This is a genomic window from Mesorhizobium sp. 113-3-3 (assembly GCF_016756495.1).
Taxonomy (GTDB): domain Bacteria; phylum Pseudomonadota; class Alphaproteobacteria; order Rhizobiales; family Rhizobiaceae; genus Mesorhizobium.
Window position 1 is genome coordinate 3,692,243 of sequence record NZ_AP023243.1, and the last position, 15,975, is coordinate 3,708,217.

15 protein-coding genes are annotated in these 15,975 nt (G+C 64.4%); 9 read left to right on the top strand and 6 right to left on the bottom strand.

Annotated features, from left to right (window positions below; all coding sequences use genetic code 11):
• The first annotated feature begins 133 nt into the window (after positions 1-133).
• Positions 134-3,742, top strand: coding sequence for a bifunctional proline dehydrogenase/L-glutamate gamma-semialdehyde dehydrogenase PutA (gene putA / locus JG746_RS17950; RefSeq protein WP_202354021.1), 3,609 nt, complete (start codon positions 134-136; stop codon positions 3,740-3,742).
• Here the strand turns inward: putA and JG746_RS17955 are convergent.
• The 5 genes from JG746_RS17955 to JG746_RS17975 form a co-directional block, all read right to left on the bottom strand.
• A complete protein-coding gene (locus JG746_RS17955; protein WP_202354022.1) occupies positions 3,739-4,110 on the bottom strand; it encodes a bleomycin resistance protein in 372 nt (123 codons plus the stop codon). The two genes, putA and JG746_RS17955, sit on opposite strands and share 4 nt — an antisense overlap.
• 2 nt (positions 4,111-4,112) lie before the next feature.
• The gene (locus JG746_RS17960; RefSeq protein ID WP_019858631.1) at positions 4,113-4,427 is read right to left on the bottom strand and encodes an antibiotic biosynthesis monooxygenase family protein; all 315 of its coding nucleotides are present in this window, start codon (positions 4,425-4,427) and stop codon (positions 4,113-4,115) included.
• A 60-nt stretch (positions 4,428-4,487) separates the two neighbouring features.
• On the bottom strand, positions 4,488-5,519 hold the full coding sequence (locus JG746_RS17965; protein ID WP_342216499.1) for a TonB family protein: 1,032 nt from the start codon (positions 5,517-5,519) through the stop codon (positions 4,488-4,490).
• Positions 5,520-5,617: 98 nt separating this feature from the next.
• Entirely contained in the window at positions 5,618-6,061 is a 444-nt protein-coding gene (locus tag JG746_RS17970) for a hypothetical protein (RefSeq protein WP_202354023.1), read from the bottom strand.
• Positions 6,062-6,065: 4 nt separating this feature from the next.
• Positions 6,066-8,252 carry a TonB-dependent hemoglobin/transferrin/lactoferrin family receptor gene (locus JG746_RS17975; RefSeq protein ID WP_202354024.1) on the bottom strand — a complete coding sequence of 729 codons (2,187 nt, stop codon included), beginning with the start codon at positions 8,250-8,252 and terminating at the stop codon, positions 6,066-6,068.
• A 200-nt stretch (positions 8,253-8,452) separates the two neighbouring features.
• Between JG746_RS17975 and hemP the strand changes: the two genes are divergently transcribed.
• From hemP to JG746_RS18000, 5 genes are read left to right on the top strand one after another with little or no spacing between them, the layout of a single operon-like run.
• Positions 8,453-8,659, top strand: coding sequence for a hemin uptake protein HemP (gene hemP / locus JG746_RS17980; RefSeq protein ID WP_010909946.1), 207 nt, complete (start codon positions 8,453-8,455; stop codon positions 8,657-8,659).
• A gap of 22 nt (positions 8,660-8,681) precedes the next feature.
• Entirely contained in the window at positions 8,682-9,743 is a 1,062-nt protein-coding gene (locus JG746_RS17985; RefSeq protein ID WP_202354025.1) for a hemin-degrading factor, read from the top strand.
• 11 nt (positions 9,744-9,754) lie between these two features.
• Positions 9,755-10,645, top strand: coding sequence for a heme/hemin ABC transporter substrate-binding protein (locus tag JG746_RS17990; RefSeq protein WP_202354026.1), 891 nt, complete (start codon positions 9,755-9,757; stop codon positions 10,643-10,645).
• An 11-nt stretch (positions 10,646-10,656) separates the two neighbouring features.
• The gene (locus JG746_RS17995; protein WP_202354027.1) at positions 10,657-11,760 is read left to right on the top strand and encodes a FecCD family ABC transporter permease; all 1,104 of its coding nucleotides are present in this window, start codon (positions 10,657-10,659) and stop codon (positions 11,758-11,760) included.
• Between the two features lie 39 nt (positions 11,761-11,799).
• Positions 11,800-12,588, top strand: a complete 789-nt coding sequence (locus JG746_RS18000; protein WP_202354028.1) for a heme ABC transporter ATP-binding protein — start codon at positions 11,800-11,802, stop codon at positions 12,586-12,588.
• A gap of 10 nt (positions 12,589-12,598) precedes the next feature.
• Here JG746_RS18000 and rirA read toward each other — a convergent pair whose 3' ends face one another.
• Positions 12,599-13,060, bottom strand: coding sequence for an iron-responsive transcriptional regulator RirA (rirA, locus tag JG746_RS18005; RefSeq protein ID WP_140890491.1), 462 nt, complete (start codon positions 13,058-13,060; stop codon positions 12,599-12,601).
• Between the two features lie 310 nt (positions 13,061-13,370).
• Between rirA and JG746_RS18010 the strand changes: the two genes are divergently transcribed.
• The 3 genes from JG746_RS18010 (at position 13,371) to JG746_RS18020 (ending at position 15,954) form a co-directional block, all read left to right on the top strand.
• A complete protein-coding gene (locus tag JG746_RS18010) occupies positions 13,371-14,666 on the top strand; it encodes a DUF445 domain-containing protein (protein WP_202354029.1) in 1,296 nt (431 codons plus the stop codon).
• A gap of 104 nt (positions 14,667-14,770) precedes the next feature.
• Positions 14,771-15,199 (top strand): phasin family protein, encoded by a 429-nt coding sequence (locus JG746_RS18015; protein WP_202354030.1) that lies wholly within the window; start codon positions 14,771-14,773, stop codon positions 15,197-15,199.
• 257 nt (positions 15,200-15,456) lie between these two features.
• The gene (locus JG746_RS18020) at positions 15,457-15,954 is read left to right on the top strand and encodes a MaoC family dehydratase (RefSeq protein WP_095772891.1); all 498 of its coding nucleotides are present in this window, start codon (positions 15,457-15,459) and stop codon (positions 15,952-15,954) included.
• Positions 15,955-15,975: the final 21 nt, after the last annotated feature.

Genomic DNA, 15,975 nt, shown 5'->3' on the forward strand with positions numbered 1-15,975 from the left:
CACAATGATAGATCGATCGGACTGCCTTGTCGATTTCTTTGGACCGACTGAAATCCGCGCCTGTGCTAGCTTGCGCCATTCGGTCCGGTGACCGCCGGCCCGTTCCCTGATGCTTGCTCCACGGGATCCCGCCATGCCGCTCGACGCCATCCGCCAGCAGATTCGCGCCAACTATCTTCCCGACGAAGACGAGGCCGTGAAGCGCCTGGCCGAGGCGACAGGGCTTTCGGCCGCGGATCGCGATGCGATCTCGGCGCGAGCCGCCGATCTGGTGCGGGCGGTGCGCGGCTCGTCCGATCCCCGGCTGATGGAGGTCTTTCTCTCGGCTTACGGTCTTTCCACCAAGGAGGGCGTGGCGCTGATGTGCCTGGCCGAGGCGCTGCTGCGCGTGCCGGACACCGAGACGATGGACGATCTGATCGCCGACAAGATCGCGCCGCATGACTGGTCCGCGCATTCGGGCGGGTCGAGCTCGATCTTCGTCAATGCCTCGACCTGGGCGCTGATGCTGACCGGCCGCGTGCTGGACGAGGGCGAGGGCGGTATTGAAGGCACGCTGCGCTCCATGGTGCGCAGGCTGGGCGAGCCCGTCATCCGCAAGGCGGTGGCCGCCGCCATGCGCGAGATGGGCGAACAGTTCGTGCTGGGCCGCACCATTGACGAAGCCGTCAAGCGCGGCCGGCCGATGACGCAGAAGGGCTATCTCTATTCCTTCGACATGCTGGGCGAGGCGGCCCGCACCGAGGCCGACGCGCTGCGCTACCACAAGGCCTATGCCGACGCGATTTCCTCGCTCGATGCCGGCTCCAACGGGCCTGACATCAGGCAGAACCATGGCATCTCGGTGAAGCTCTCGGCGCTGCATCCGCGCTACGAAGTGGCGCAGAAGGAAGAGATGCTGCCCGTCATGTCTCAGCGGCTGCTGTCGCTGGCGGTTGCGGCCAGGCATTCGCGCATGGGCCTCAACATCGACGCCGAGGAAGCCGACCGTCTCGATCTGTCACTCGACGTCATCGAGCGGGTGCTGGCCGAGCCGGAACTCGCCGGCTGGAACGGCTTTGGCGTGGTGGTGCAGGCGTATGGGTCACGCGCGGCCTTCGTCATCGACTGGCTCTACGCCCTGGCGAAGAAATACGACCGCACCATCATGGTGCGGCTGGTCAAGGGCGCCTATTGGGACACCGAGATCAAGCGGGCGCAGACGCTCGGGCTCACCGGCTATCCCGTCTTCACCCGCAAGGCCAACACCGACGTGTCCTACATGGCTTGTGCCAAGAAACTGCTTGGCATGACCGACCGCATCTATCCGCAGTTCGCCACCCACAATGCACACACCGTCGCCGCCATCCTGTCGATGGCTACGAGCCGCGATTCCTTCGAATTCCAGCGCCTGCATGGCATGGGCGAGGCGTTGCACGAGACGGTGCGCCAGGCCGAAGGCACGCGCTGCCGCATCTATGCGCCGGTCGGCGCGCATTCGGACCTTTTGGCCTATCTGGTCCGCCGGCTGCTGGAGAACGGCGCCAACTCCTCCTTCGTGCACCAACTGACCGACGAGGATGTCGAGCCGGAAGATATTGCGCGCGATCCGCTGCAGACAATCGAGACTCAGGGCCCCGCCGCCAATCCGGCGATTGCCCGGCCGTCGCAGATCTTTGGCGCCGGCCGCCGCAATTCGAAAGGCTTTGACATCACCGACACGGTGACGCTGGCGGCCATCGACAAGGCCAGGGCGGCCTTTGCCGGACCGGACCGCTGGCATGCCAAGCCGATCACGCGCGCCGCCGGCTACGGCAAGCCGCGTCCGGTGGTCAATCCGGCCAAGCCCGATGAAGTGGTCGGCACGGTTCACGAGGCCGCCGCCAAGCAGGTCGCCATTGCCGTGCGCATCGCGGTGGACGCGCAGCCGGCCTGGGCAAAGCGTCCGGTTGCCGAACGCGCCGCCATCCTCAACCGAGCCGCCGACCTCTATGAAGACAATGCGGTCGAGTTCTTCGCGCTCGCCACCCGCGAGGCCGGCAAATCGCTGGCCGACGGCGTGGCGGAAGTGCGCGAGGCGGTCGACTTCCTGCGCTACTACGCCGCCGAGGCGGCGAACGCCGAGGCGGGCACGCAAGCGCGCGGCGCCATCGTCTGCATTTCGCCGTGGAATTTTCCGCTCGCCATCTTCACCGGCCAGATTGCAGCGGCGCTGGTCACCGGCAATTCGGTCATCGCCAAGCCGGCCGAGCAGACGCCGCTGATCGCCTTCCGCGCCGTCGAATTGCTGCGCGAGGCCGGCGTGCCGGAAGACGTCATCCAGCTTCTGCCCGGCGACGGCCCCTCGGTCGGCGCGCCGCTGACCGCTGATCCGCGTATCGCCGGCGTCTGCTTCACCGGCTCGACCGAGGTCGCCAAGCTGATCGAAAAGCAGTTGGCCGAAACCGCCGCGCCCGACGCCATGCTGATCGCCGAGACCGGCGGCCTCAACGCCATGATCGTCGATTCCACCGCGCTGCCCGAGCAGGCGGTGCGAGACATACTGGCTTCGGCCTTCCAGAGTGCCGGCCAGCGCTGCTCGGCGCTGCGCGTGCTCTATGTCCAGAAGGATGTCGAGAAGAAGATGCTGGAGATGCTGAAGGGCGCCATGGAAGCGCTCAACATCGGTGACCCCTGGCGGATTTCGACCGATGTCGGTCCGGTGATCGACGAAGAGGCGCAGGCCTCGATCAGCGACTATTGCACGAAAAAGGGGCTCGAGGGCCGGCTGATCGCCAAGCTCGAGGCGCCGAAGGTCGGCCGCTTCGTCGCGCCGCATGTCTTCCGGGTCAAGGGCATCGAGGAGATGGAGCGCGAGGTGTTCGGCCCGGTGCTACATGTCGCCACCTTCGACGCCGACGGAATCGATGCGGTGATCGCCGCCATCAACCGCAAGGGCTATGGCCTGACCTTCGGCCTGCACACCCGCATCGAGGGCCGCGTCCAGCATTTCGTCGACGGCATCCATGCCGGCAACATCTACGTCAACCGCAACCAGATCGGCGCCGTCGTCGGCTCGCAGCCCTTCGGCGGCGAGGGGCTGTCGGGCACCGGTCCGAAGGCCGGCGGCCCGCATTATCTGCGCCGCTTCCGCAAGGGGCCGGAAGCCGGCACGGAAGTTGGCGAGGGCCACAAGGTGACGGCGACCGAGCTGGCCGACAATCTGCCCGATCCGACGCTCGGCGGCTGGTCGACGCGTCCGGACCGGATCGCCATCCTGAGGAAGCACCTGCGCGGCAAGGGCGCGGCGGCCATCGGTGCCGCTGCTGCAATCGATTTCGGCCAGGTCGACCTGCCCGGACCGACCGGCGAGGCCAACACGCTGTCGCTGTCGCCGCGCGGGCGGGTGCTGTGCCTGGGGCCGGATGCCGATACGCTGCTGGCCCAGACCATCCAGGCGCTCGCCGCCGGCAATGCGGTGCTGGCCGTGGCCCCCGGTGCACCAGCTGCATTGTCGGCGCTCACCGGCAAGGGCTTGCCGCTCGCCGCTATCGATGGCCGCCCCGATCCGGTCGAGGCGCGCTCGCTGCGCGTCGATGTCGTGGCTTTTTCGGGCACGCCGGAAGCCGCGCGCATCGTGCGCAAGGTGATCGCCGACAGGACTGGCCCGATCGTGCCGCTAGTCAGCGAGGTGCTCAACCCGGCTGCCTATGCGCATGAGCGCGCGGTCTGCGTCGACACGACTGCCGCCGGCGGCAATGCCAGTCTCTTGGCTGCGGCTTAAATCTCTTCGGGGGCGCAGCCGAATTTCAGCAGATTGCCGTGGGGATCCCGGATATGGAATTCCTTCATGTTCCAGGGCCGCACGGTGAACGGGCTGAGCGCCTTGACCCCGCGCGCTGAAAATTCGGCATGTAGCGCTGGCACTTCGCCGCCCCTGATGTAGCAGGACGAGACTTCGGGCAGCTTGCGGTCGTCGCTTTTCCAGAAATGGATTTCGATCTCGCCCCGGCGCATGATCAGGTAGTCGTCCATCTCCGGCTCGACGACACCGAAGCCGAGTTCGTCGCGATAGAAATCACGCGTTGCCACAATGTCGGGCGAAGGCAGAACCGGAATGCTGCGCGCGGGATCGTTCACAGGCGATGCCATCGTCAGGCGCCCTCGACGACCGAAAAGCCCTCGAATTGCGGGTGGCCGAGATAGTGGACCTTCGTCGTGCCGACATTCCTGTGGGCGGCGCGGAAATTCTCCGATTTGGTCCAGGCGACGAAATCGTCCTGGCTCGCCCACACCGTGTGCGAAGCAAACAGCGTATAGCCTTCGGTCTCGTTAACCGGGCCGCGCAGCAGGTGAAATTCCCGAAAACCCTTCATCTCGGCAAGGCTGGAATCGCGGTTCTTCCACACGGCTTCGAAATCGGCCTCCGAGCCGTTCTGCACCTTGAACCGGTTCATGGCGATGTACATGGCGTTCCTTTCTGAATTGGTGGACTGCTGCGATTGAAGGATGCGGCGCCGCGTCGGTTCTCAGAACGGACCGATCGCGCCGGTGAATTCCAGACTGTTGCCAACCTTTGGCGGGATCGGAGGGAAGGGGGCCGCCTTGCGAACGAAACCAAGCACGATCTGGTCGAAAGTTGCCGAGCCCGAGCTTTCGACGACACGCAGCTCATCGATGTTGCCCTGCCTGCCGATGATGAAGGTGACAACGGTGTTGCTGCGCGCCGTCGCTTGCAACGACGGCGGCACTGCTCGATACACGCGGCCAAGTTTGCTGATGACGTCGCTTCGGTAGCTGGACTCAGCAGCGGAGCCCGCCTCGTCCTGCCTTTTGCCCTTGCTGGCCGCCTGCGCCAGCCGATCCTGGCCGTCTGCCGTGCCGCGCTTCGCGTCTGCTGCTTTTGAAGGGATAGCCGCCGGAGTTGGCCTGGCTATGGGGATCGGCGGTTGGTCCGGCACGTTGACAGGCGTCTCGGCGCTCTCGGCCTGGACGCTTGGCTGTGCCGGTGTTTCGGCCCTGGCAGCCACGCTCTGCTTGTCAGGGCGCGGGGTCGCCGCCACCAGTATGTCCGGCGTTGCCGCTAGCTGTTTGACCGCTTCCGGCAAAGGCTTGGGCAGCGACTTGGCTGCTTCCTGTGTCGGTTGGGGAGCTTGCCTTACGGCTTGCTGCTCAGCCTGCGAGGGCTTTGTCGGCGGCAGCGGTCTGACCGCCGGCTCCGGTTTGGTCGGCTGCGGTTTCGGTTCCAGCGTGACATTGATCGCCGCCGGATCCTTGTCCAGAGCGCTGCCGGCCACCTTGTCGCCTGCGTGATCGCTGCCTTCCGGTTGCTCCGCGTTCCGGGAATCGAATGTGCCGGAGGGCGAGATCAGAAAGAATGCCGCCACGGCGGCATGAAGCAGACCGGAGGCGACGAGCGCAACAGGCCATCGAGCCGCCGGCCGCGCGACTGCGAGCGGCTCGGCCGGCGCTATCGCCAGCTCGCTGCCAGCGTCGGGGAGGGGACTGATTTCCTGCATGTCGCGGGCCGGAAATTGCAGCGGCCGGCGGGCAAAAGTCAAATCAAGATCGTATGCCGCTGGCGTCAGGGATCCGCGGCCGGCCAGCGGCCAGGCCACGGTGTTTGCTGTGAATGCGGGGTGCAGTCCCAATGCTGGTCTCAGATGCCCAAAGCGATGCCGGTCTTGGTGTCCGTCTTCAGCTTGCGCATGCAGGCGGTCGGTTCGACGCCGGCGCCTGCGCATTCGGTCGCGCTGTTGATCAGCACGCGGCTGACCTTGGTGCAGTCGGTCCCGGCGAGATCAAAGCGCGTCACCTTGGTCTTGCCTGCCGGCAGGTCCTTGAAATCGAGCACGGTCAGCCGGTCGACGACACCGGCCTCGTTGAACAGCGCGATCTCGAACGCCGCCTTGGAGAGGTCGGCGCCGAGATTGTTGTTGACCAGGAAGGTCAGCCGGCAGCCCTTGTCGGAGGGTTGCGCGGCATTGAGCTCCAGGGTCAGCGCGGGGACCGGCGCGGACCCTTCAGCCCGCGCCGGAACCATCGCAAGCGACATCGCCAGCGTCGAGGTCAGCAGACGAAGGGATGTCGTCGAGCGCGTCATGCCGTCAGCCTCCAAACCGCATGGTTGCCGCCAGCTTCAGCGTGATGCCGGGCTCGTAGACCGCGACTGTCGTGCTGCCGTTCAGCGGGTTGGCGTATTTGACGTCGAACAGATTGTCGGCGCGGAAATCGACCTTCAGATTGTCGGTCGCCTGATAGCTGGCGAAGGCATTGACCAGCGTATAGTCCTCGGCCACCGCATTGCCCTTCGGCTTGCCGTTGTATTGCACTTCGCCGCCGACGGTCAGCTTGTCCGCGAGGAAGCGCAGCCCGAGCTGGGCGGTGACCTGCGAAGAGGGGATGGTGGCGAGATCGGCTTCCACGCCCTTGTAGGAAATGGTGTGGCCATTGGTGATCGAGGCCGAAAGCCCGGCATAGCCCCATCCGGCGTCGTAGACGCCTTCCAGCTCAAAGCCGTTGATCTTGGCCTTGGCGAAGTTCTGATACTGGAAGCAGATCGGGATGCCGGGCCCGAACGGGCAGCCGCTGCCCGGAGCGAACGGCGACAGGGTCACGCCATCGATATAATCGTCGACGTCGTTGTGGAAGTAGGCCGCCTTGACGCGAAGCGCGTCGCCGGGTTCGAAGATGTCGTTCTGCTTGTAGTTGACGCCGAATTCCGTCGTCTTGCCGGTCTCGGGCCGCAGATTGGGATTGGGCAGGAACGGGAAGGTGACGCCCGCCGGATGGTTGCCGCTGATCAGCGTTTCCGTCAGCGACGGCGATCGATAGCCTTCCGCATAGGTGCCATAGAACTGCAGGCCCGCTAGGCCGGCGCTCTCGAACGGCGAGACGCCGACGGTGATTCGCGGCGACAGCCGGTCGCCCGACGTCTCGCGCGTGCTGTCCTTCAAGCTGTAATTGTCATAGCGCAGCCCGGCGATGACCTCGAGCCAATCCCAGGTGAGCTTATCCTGGAAATAGGCGCCGGACACGTTGCGCTTGCCCGAAGGCGTGTAGAAACTGTCGCCGCCGGCCGTGCCGCCCGTCTTCACATTGTCGCCGACCCAGTCGCCGCCATAAGTCAATTCGTGGGCGATCCCGGCTGTTTCGAAGCGCGACGTGTTCCAGATGTCGATACCCGTGGTGCCGACGTCGAAAGTCGATGTCGATCCCGCCGGCAGGACAATGGGAAGGCCGGTTACGGGACTAAACCGTTTTTGCGGAACAAGGCTGGTCAGGTCGAGATCGGTCTTGTTGTAGGAGGTGTTGATGTGGAGATCGAGCCAGCTCTTGTCCTCGTCCGTGATGTTGTAGCGGGCGGTGAATGTGTTCGACTTCAGGTCGACATCGTTGACCGGCACGCCGCCGCTGGTTTCGTCCCAGCTGTCGCTTGAGCCGACCCAGCCCAGCTTCAGCTCGCTGTTCTCCGTCGGCCGTATGCTGGTCTTGAGCAGGCCGCTCAACACGTCGAAGCCGGTGCCTTTGACGGTGTCGCCGCCGCCATCCTTGTAGTTGTCGTAGTTGCGGTAGACGATGTTGCCCAACGCGTCCCAGTTCTCGTTGAAACGGTAGGCGCCGGTGGCGCTGGTGGTCCAGCCCTTGCCGTTGCTCTCGTAGCGCCCGGTTACCGAAGCGCCCCATGTTTCCTCCGGCTTGAGGAAGTCGGCGGCGTCCTTGGTGTCGAAGAAGACGACGCCGCCGATGGCGCCCGAACCATAGGTGTTGGCGACCGGACCACGGATCACATCGACGGATTTGACGAGCTCGGGGTCGATATAGAAGGTCGACTGGGTGCCGTGGTCCGAACGCTGGAAGTCCTGGCGCGCGCCGTCCACGATGACCGCGACGCGGCCGAAATCCTGCAGGCCGCGAATGTTGATGCTGGTGCTGACGCGCCTGGCGTCGGCCTGCGTCGCGACACCGGGCACACCCAGCAGCATCTCGTTCGGCGTCGTCGCCATGCGGCGGGCGAGTTGCTCCTGGTCGACATGGCTGGCCGAGGCCAGCGATTCGATCGCCGTCTCGCCGGTGCGGCTGATGACGAGAATCTTGTCGAGCAGCGTCGTGCCCGCGGGGGCGGCTTCCTGGTCAGCCTTCTTCGATTGATCCGTCTGCTCGCCCGCCGGCTGCGTAGCCTGTTGAGCATGCGCCGATGGCGCGGACAGGGCGATCGCCGCCACACTCGCCAACAAAGCCGCCACGCCGCTCGCCGCCGACCGGCCGCGCAATTCCCAGTTCAAAAACCCCATGCCCCAACTCCAGATTCCAGGTTTCATGCTGGCTGGCCCGGGGCTCGCTGGCATTTTTCATCGTGTCCGGCGTCTTAAATGTTGACTCGTTTACTCCGGTATTGCACTGACTAATAAACATGATTATTCAAGTCAAGAAATGAATCGGCAATTTCGCAACGCCTAGCCAGGTGCCCGGCACAGGAAAGGGATCGACCCAGATGAACACGCACAATCCCAACGATTTTCGCTACCGCGTCCGCCGTTCCGATGATGCCTCCACCCGCTTTGATCGGATCCCGCTGGCGGTGCGAACGCTCTCCAGCAACACGCTGTTCCAGGGCGAGCACGAGATCGGCATCGAGCATCATGGCGCGCTCTACCGGCTGAAGATCACCCGGCAGGGCAAGCTCATTCTCAACAAGTAAGACAAGACAGTAGGGACGAGACATGGACCAGCGCGTAAAACCCGCCCCGCATGAAATCCGGCGGGCACGGACGGAAAATCCGAAAACGCGCGAGCGTGACCTGGCCGCCCAGCTCGGCATTTCGGAAGCCGAGTTGGTCGCCGCGCATTGCGGCGACGGCGTCGTGCGCGTTGAGCCGCGCGTCAACGACCTCCTGACCGGTCTCGAGGCGGTCGGCGAGGTGATGGCGCTGACCCGCAACGAAAGCGCCGTGCACGAAAAGATCGGCGTCTATGACAAGGTCGTCACCGGCAACCACAATGCCATGGTGCTTGGCGAGAACATCGACCTGCGCATCTTCCCGAAGGTCTGGGCGCATGGCTTCGCCGTGGAGAAACGCGACGGCGACGAGATCCGCCGCAGCCTGCAGTTCTTCGACGCGACGGGCGAAGCGGTGCACAAGGTGCATCTGCGGCCGGCCTCCAGCCTCTATGCCTACCAGAAGCTGGTCGCTTCGCTGGAATCGCCGAACCAGGAACCGACGGTCAATATTTCAGGCCCAATCTCCGACGATCAGAGTGAGGCCGGGGCAACCACCGCCAGCCCAGACGATCTGCGCGACCGCTGGAGCCGGCTGACCGACGTGCACCAGTTCTTCGGCATGCTGAAGACGCTCAAGCTCAGCCGCCGCCAGGCGGTGCGCATGGTCGGAACGGACTATGCCTGGCTGCTCGACAATGACGCGGTCCGCGCCATGTTCCACCACGCCGCCGAAGGCGGGATGCCGATCATGTGCTTCGTCGGCAACCGCGGCTGCATCCAGATCCATTCAGGCCCGGTCAAGTCGATCAAGCCGATGGGGCCGTGGATCAATGTGCTGGACGAAACCTTCCACCTGCACCTGCGCACCGACCACATCCATGAAGTCTGGGCGGTGCGCAAGCCGACCAAGGACGGCCATGTCACCTCGCTCGAGGTCTATGGCGATGACGGCGAGATGATCATCCAGTTCTTCGGCAAGCGTCATGAAGGCGAAAGCGAGCGCGACGATTGGCGGTTCCTGGCCGAGAACCTGCCGCGCATTCCAAGCCCGACGGCAGCCTGAGGAGAACGACGATGGGCTGTTTTTCCAGGATCGTCGCCGGCCCGATGGTCGGCCTCGCTTTGGCCTTCACTGCACTACGATCGGCTGGCGCCGCCGAGGGCGTTTCGGTCTTCTCCGATCCGTCGAAGATCGCCGCCATAGGCGGTTCGATAACCGAAATCGTCTATGCGCTTGGTGAGGAGAAGCATCTGGTGGCGCGCGATTCCTCCAGCCGCTATCCGAAGCCGGCGCTCGACCTGCCTGATGTCGGCTATATGCGCGCGCTGTCGCCGGAAGGCGTCTTGTCGGTCAATCCGACCGGCATCCTGGCGCTGCAGGGCAGCGGCCCCAAGGAAGCCGTCGACGTGCTGAAGAAGGCCAGCATTCCCTTCATCGAAGTGCCCGAGCATTTTAGCCACGAAGGCATCCTCGAGAAGGTCCGCATCGTCGGTAAGGCGCTCGGCGTCGATGCCAAGGCCGAGGCGCTGGCCAAGGAACTCGATGCCAAGCTGACCGCCGCGGAAAAGCAGACGGCCTTGATCAAGGAGCGCAAGCGCATCCTGTTCGTGTTGTCGATACAGGGCGGCAAGATCCTGGCGGCCGGCAGCGAAACCGCGGCCGACGGCATGGTCAAGCTGGCCGGCGGAGTCAACGCCGTCGAAGGTTTCTCCGGCTACAAGCAGATGTCCGACGAGGCAATCATCACCGCCAGGCCTGACGTGATCCTGATGATGAGCAATGCCGGGCCGCCCGTGTCGGACGACGAATTGTTCGGCAATCCGTCGATCGCATCGACGCCGGCCGGAACCGCGCGCAAGCTGATCCGCATCGATGGCGGCTATCTGCTCGGCTTCGGGCCGCGCGCGGCCGATGCCATCCACGATCTCGCCGTCTCGCTCTATGGCGCTGAAGTCACGGACTGAGCAGGCATATCATGGTCGATCAATCGATCGCCGGCCCGGTGAAGGCGATGGCGAATGCGTCCGAAGGCGACCGCTCGGGTCGTGCCCGCATCGTCATCCTGCTCTTGTGCCTCGGGCTCGCGGCCGCCACGCTTTTGTCGCTGACGTCAGGGGCGTCGGATGCTTCGGCCGTCAACGTCCTCAGGGAGTGGCTGCCTGGGGCCATTCCAAGCGATACTGCACTGAGCGCGCGCGACAACCTGATCGTCTACGACATCCGCCTGCCGCGCATCATACTCGGCATCCTGGTCGGTGCGGCGCTCGCGGTCTCGGGCGCCGTCATGCAGGGACTGTTCCGCAATCCGCTGGCCGATCCCGGCCTGATCGGCGTTTCCGCCGGGTCCAGCCTCGGCGCGGTGACCATCATCGTGCTTGGCGCGACGGTGCTGGCGCCGGTGACGGCGTTGTTCGGCACGCTTGCGCTGCCGCTGGCGGCCTTCTCCGGTGGCCTTGCCTCGACACTGGTGCTCTATCAGGTCGCGACGCTACGCGGGCAAACCTCGGTCGCCACCATGCTGCTTGCCGGCATCGCGCTGGCCGCCCTTGCCATGGCGGTGACCGGTATTCTCATCTTCATGGCGGACGATCGCCAGTTGCGCGACCTGACGTTCTGGTCACTTGGATCGCTGGGCGGCGCAACCTGGGCGAAGATCGGTTCCGTCGGGCCGATCATCATGCTGGCGCTGGCGGCGATGCCGTTCCTGGCGCGGAGCCTCAATGCACTGGCTTTGGGCGAGGCGACCGCCGGCCACCTCGGCATTCCGGTACAGCGGCTGAAATACACGGCGATCATCGGCGTTTCGGCGGCCGTCGGCGCCTCCGTCGCCGTCAGCGGCGGCATCGGCTTCGTAGGCATCGTCGTGCCGCACCTGCTACGTCTGCTGATCGGTCCGGACAACCGCTATCTCTTGCCGGCTTCGGCGCTGCTCGGCGCGTCGCTGCTGCTGCTCGCCGATGCCGTGGCACGCACCATCGTGGCGCCGGCCGAATTGCCGATCGGCATCGTCACCGCGATCGCGGGCGCGCCGTTCTTCCTGTGGATCCTGCTGCGCAAGCGCGGCGTGATCGATCTCTGAGACCTGTGATCTGCAAGAGTTGGGACCTGTGAGGCTTTTATGATCGAGGCAAGGGATGTTTCCGTCGATATCGCCGGCAAGCGCATCGTCGGCGGTGTCGATTTCGACGCGCGGCCCGGCGAAGTGGCAGCCATCGTCGGTCCCAACGGCTCGGGCAAGACGACCTTCCTTAAGGCGTTGTCGGGCGAGCTCGCCTATACCGGGCGCGCCGCTCTCAACGGCCGAAACTTATCGTCGATGAAGCCGGCCGAGATGGCGGTGCATCGTGCGGTGCTGCCGCAGGCGACGACCCTGTCCTTCCCGTTCACCGTGCGCGAGGTGGTCAAGCTTGGCCTTGTCGGCGGGCGCTCGGGAGCCTTGCCGGGCAAAGATGCGCGGCTGCCGGAGCGGGCGCTGGCGCGTGTCGACCTCGACGGTTTTGCCGGGCGTTTCTACCAGGAGCTTTCGGGCGGCGAACAGCAGCGCGTCCAGCTTGCGCGCGTGCTGTGCCAGGTCTGGGCGCCGGTACTCGACGGCAAGCCGCGCTACCTGTTTCTCGACGAGCCGGTTTCCAGCCTCGACATCAAGCACCAGCTGATCATCATGAACATCGCCCGCGACTTCGCCAGAAGGGGCGGCGGCGTGGTCGCCATCCTGCACGACCTCAATCTGACTTCCATGTATGCCGACCGGATCTTCGTCATGCACCGCGGACGGCTGGCTGCGACTGGCTCGCCTCAGGACGTGCTGAGCGACGACCTGATCGAAAAAGTCTTCGACTGCCGGCTCAGGGTCGGCGTGCTGCCGGCCGGCAACATGCCGTTCGTGCTGCCGCAATCTGCCGCCTAGGTCGGTGCGGTCAGGCGGCCGGGGCGCGGCGCTCCAGCATGTCGATGCCGAGCAGGTTGCGCACGTTCGGCCTTGCAGCCACCATATCGGCGACCGTGTAGCGGGCGAGCACGGCGAAGAAGGCGTTGAGGGCCTCGCGCAATGCCGAGTTCAGCGCGCAGCTGTCGACCAGCGGGCATTCGGCGGCATCGTTCTCGAAGCATTCGGCCATGGCGAAGCTTTCTTCGGTAACGCGCACGACGTCGAAAAGGCTGATCGCCTCGGCTGCGCGTCCAAGCCGGACGCCGCCGTTCCTGCCGCGCACCGTTTCGACCAGTCCGTTCTCGACCAGCGGCTGCAGGATCTTGAACAGGAACAGTTCCGACACCGAATAGGCGGTCGCGATTTCCGGGATACGGCTCAACCGATCATTGTTGGCGGCGCAATACATCAGGATGCGCATGGCATAATTGGTCTGGCGTGTAAGCCGCATTTTTTCCTCACTAGGCGCCGGCGCGGTAGAACCACGCCGGATTCCAGAACTTACCGACGACGCTCTGATCCGGAGTTTCGGATTCGCCGCACTGGCCTCGACCCGAATATGGCCTATACCTTGGAACAATTCCAGACTAGCCAGGCGCCATAGATGAATATTCTCGTCAACTTTATGTGCGCAGCCCAGCAAAAAGGCGGGGAAAACCGGCCGTTACGGGCATTCCGGCTGATGAAACCCTAAATAGGCTTGGGATCGACAACGAAGTCGACCAGAGGTCGACCAGAGATCGACGAGGAGCAGTTCATCCATGTCCCAATCGGCTCCGTCCCTGGCGCCTGTCCGCTTCGATGGCGACGCGGCCGCCAAGCTTTCGGCGCTGCGTCGCACCAAATTCATAGCCACGGCCGCGTTGGTGCTTTGCGTGCTGGTGTTCGCCTTGGCCAAGTCGTTCCAAAGCAGCTATCCGTGGCTGGGGTTCGTCGCAGCCTTCGCCGAGGCGGCGACCATTGGCGGCCTTGCCGACTGGTACGCGGTAGTGGCGCTGTTCAGGCGGCCGCTCGGGCTGCCGATCCCACACACCGCCATCATACCGGAAAACCAGAACCGCATCGCCGACAATCTTGGCCGCTTCATCGAGGCCAATTTCCTGGCGCCGGAGCCGGTGCGCGAAAAACTCGCCGAGGTCGATTTTGCAGCACTCGTCGCCGATTGGCTGACCGATGCCGAACGGGCCGCGGGCCTGTCGCGTTTCGTCGTGCGGCTGGTGCCGCAAACGCTGGCCGCTGTCGAGCAATCCGGTCTGCGCGGCTTCGTCACCAGCCGTATGCTCGAGCAGATCGAAAAGGTGCCGCTGGCGCCGCTGGCGGCTGAACTCTTGTCGGCGCTGACCGACGACCGCCGTCATCAAAAGCTGTTCGACGAATTCATCAAGGTGGTCGGCCGCTTCCTCAACGACGAACAGGCGCTGGCGACAATGCGCGAAAAAATCCGCGAGGAATTGCCGTCGCTGTTCAACCTGTTCCGCGCCGACGCCTATCTCTTGAAGAAGATCGTCGCCTCGGCGGGCTCCTTGCTCGACGAGGTGCGGGCCGATCCCGACCATCCGATGCGGGCCGAGTTCGACCGTTTCGCGCAAGCCTTCGTCGAGCGGCTGCGGACGTCCAAGCAATATGCAAAGCGTGCCGAGAAGATGAAGCGTGATTTCCTCGCCCGACCCGAAGTCAGGGCGCTGGCCGGCGACATGTGGGAGAGCCTCAGCCTGTTCATCGAGCAGGACGCCAAGGCGCCGAATTCGGTGATCCGCGCGCATCTCGCCAACATGTTCGTCGAGGTCGGCCGCCATCTCGCCGGCGATCCACAGATCCGGGCCGACATGAACCAGGGGTTCGTCGTGGCGCTCGCCTCCTTCGTCGAAAGCCAGAAGAGTGGCGTGTCGAAGTTCATCGCCGACCAGGTCAAGCGCTGGGACCTGGCGCAACTGACGCGGCTGATCGAGATGAACATCGGCCGGGACCTGCAATATATCCGCTTCAACGGCATGATCATCGGCGGGCTGGCGGGCATTGTGCTCTACACGATCGAGTTGCTGCTCCCGGTCAATTGATGCGCATGGTTCGAGATGCCCGTGTTCGAAATGGACACGCGGCATCCGAGTGCTATGCTCCCCGTGAGGGCAGCCGCATCCGCGGCAAAAGGGGAGAAGACATCATGGCGAAACAACCGGAATCCGATTCCTTCATGGACATGTTCGGCAAGTTCGGCCGCGACCTGAAGGTGCCCAATGTCGATGTCGAGGCGATCCTTGCCCATCATCGCAAGAACCTCGAGGCCTTGGAGAAATCGGCGCGAGCCGGCGCCGCCGGCGCGACCTCGCTGTTGTCGAGGCAGCGCGAAATGCTGCAGGACACGCTGCGCGAAATTGCCGACATGGCGCAGAGCTACCGCGCGCCGGGCAACCCGCAGGAGCTGATGGCCAAGCAGACGGAGTTCGCCAGGAAATCCTTCGAGGCCGCGCTCAAGAATGCCGGTGAAGTGGCTGAACTGGCTCGCAAATCCGGAACCGAATCGATCGAGATCCTGCGCGCGCGCATCAAGGATGCGATGGAGGAAATCCGCGCCGGCTACGGACAGAAATAGGCCCCTGGGGCCCGTCGTTCGCCTTCGGCAGGACATGCCGGTTTGCAATTTCGCAACCTTGCGCATAGTTGCATCCGCGCCACGTTATAAGCGCCGGCGCCCCTGGAAGGTGCGAAAATCCGAATTCGGCCTGCCATTGCGCGGCAAGGCATGGCACGATTCAGCCGGAATTGGACGGAACCGATTCACAAGGGGTGAATTGACAGGGGCCATCCGTTCGTGGTCCGGAGGCACGGCAAGCGATCGGGAAAGCAGGAATGAACGAAGTACGGCCTAAAACGCCGCCGACCTACGAGCAGTTGAGGACGATGTCCGGGCAGGAGCTCGGCGTCTCGGAATGGACCACGGTCGACCAGGACCGGATCAACCAGTTCGCCGAATGCACCGGCGACCATCAATGGATTCACGTCGACCCCGAGCGTGCGCGGCGGCAAAGCCCGTTCCGCACGACGATCGCGCATGGCTATCTGACGTTGTCGATCATCGGCGCGCTAGCGCTCGGCATGGGCATCGTGCCGGAAAACACCCAGGCCGCGTTCAACTACGGCTTCGACAAGGTGCGTTTCCTGGCGCCGGTCAGGGTCGGCGCGCGCATCAGGCTGCGCACGGTCCTTCTTTCCATGGAGGACAGGGGACCCGGCCAGTATTTGATGAAGGCAGCCAACACGGTCGAGATCGAAGGCGAGGAAAAGCCGGCGCTGACGGCCGAAACGCTGGTCATGCTTTACGAGCGCCGCAAACGGGCAGGGGCCTGAGCGTTCGCGCAAGCCCCTGCA

Excerpts from the sequence above, each read along its gene's own strand:
- putA (WP_202354021.1), top strand. The coding sequence starts at position 134 with ATGCCGCTCGACGCCATCCGCCAGCAGATTCGCGCCAACTATCTTCCC.
- JG746_RS17955 (WP_202354022.1), bottom strand. The coding sequence starts at position 4,110 with ATGGCATCGCCTGTGAACGATCCCGCGCGCAGCATTCCGGTTCTGCCT.
- JG746_RS17960 (WP_019858631.1), bottom strand. The coding sequence starts at position 4,427 with ATGTACATCGCCATGAACCGGTTCAAGGTGCAGAACGGCTCGGAGGCC.
- JG746_RS17970 (WP_202354023.1), bottom strand. The coding sequence starts at position 6,061 with ATGACGCGCTCGACGACATCCCTTCGTCTGCTGACCTCGACGCTGGCG.
- JG746_RS17975 (WP_202354024.1), bottom strand. The coding sequence starts at position 8,252 with ATGGGGTTTTTGAACTGGGAATTGCGCGGCCGGTCGGCGGCGAGCGGC.
- hemP (WP_010909946.1), top strand. The coding sequence starts at position 8,453 with ATGAACACGCACAATCCCAACGATTTTCGCTACCGCGTCCGCCGTTCC.
- JG746_RS17985 (WP_202354025.1), top strand. The coding sequence starts at position 8,682 with ATGGACCAGCGCGTAAAACCCGCCCCGCATGAAATCCGGCGGGCACGG.
- JG746_RS17990 (WP_202354026.1), top strand. The coding sequence starts at position 9,755 with ATGGGCTGTTTTTCCAGGATCGTCGCCGGCCCGATGGTCGGCCTCGCT.
- JG746_RS17995 (WP_202354027.1), top strand. The coding sequence starts at position 10,657 with ATGGTCGATCAATCGATCGCCGGCCCGGTGAAGGCGATGGCGAATGCG.
- JG746_RS18000 (WP_202354028.1), top strand. The coding sequence starts at position 11,800 with ATGATCGAGGCAAGGGATGTTTCCGTCGATATCGCCGGCAAGCGCATC.
- rirA (WP_140890491.1), bottom strand. The coding sequence starts at position 13,060 with ATGCGGCTTACACGCCAGACCAATTATGCCATGCGCATCCTGATGTAT.
- JG746_RS18010 (WP_202354029.1), top strand. The coding sequence starts at position 13,371 with ATGTCCCAATCGGCTCCGTCCCTGGCGCCTGTCCGCTTCGATGGCGAC.
- JG746_RS18015 (WP_202354030.1), top strand. The coding sequence starts at position 14,771 with ATGGCGAAACAACCGGAATCCGATTCCTTCATGGACATGTTCGGCAAG.
- JG746_RS18020 (WP_095772891.1), top strand. The coding sequence starts at position 15,457 with ATGAACGAAGTACGGCCTAAAACGCCGCCGACCTACGAGCAGTTGAGG.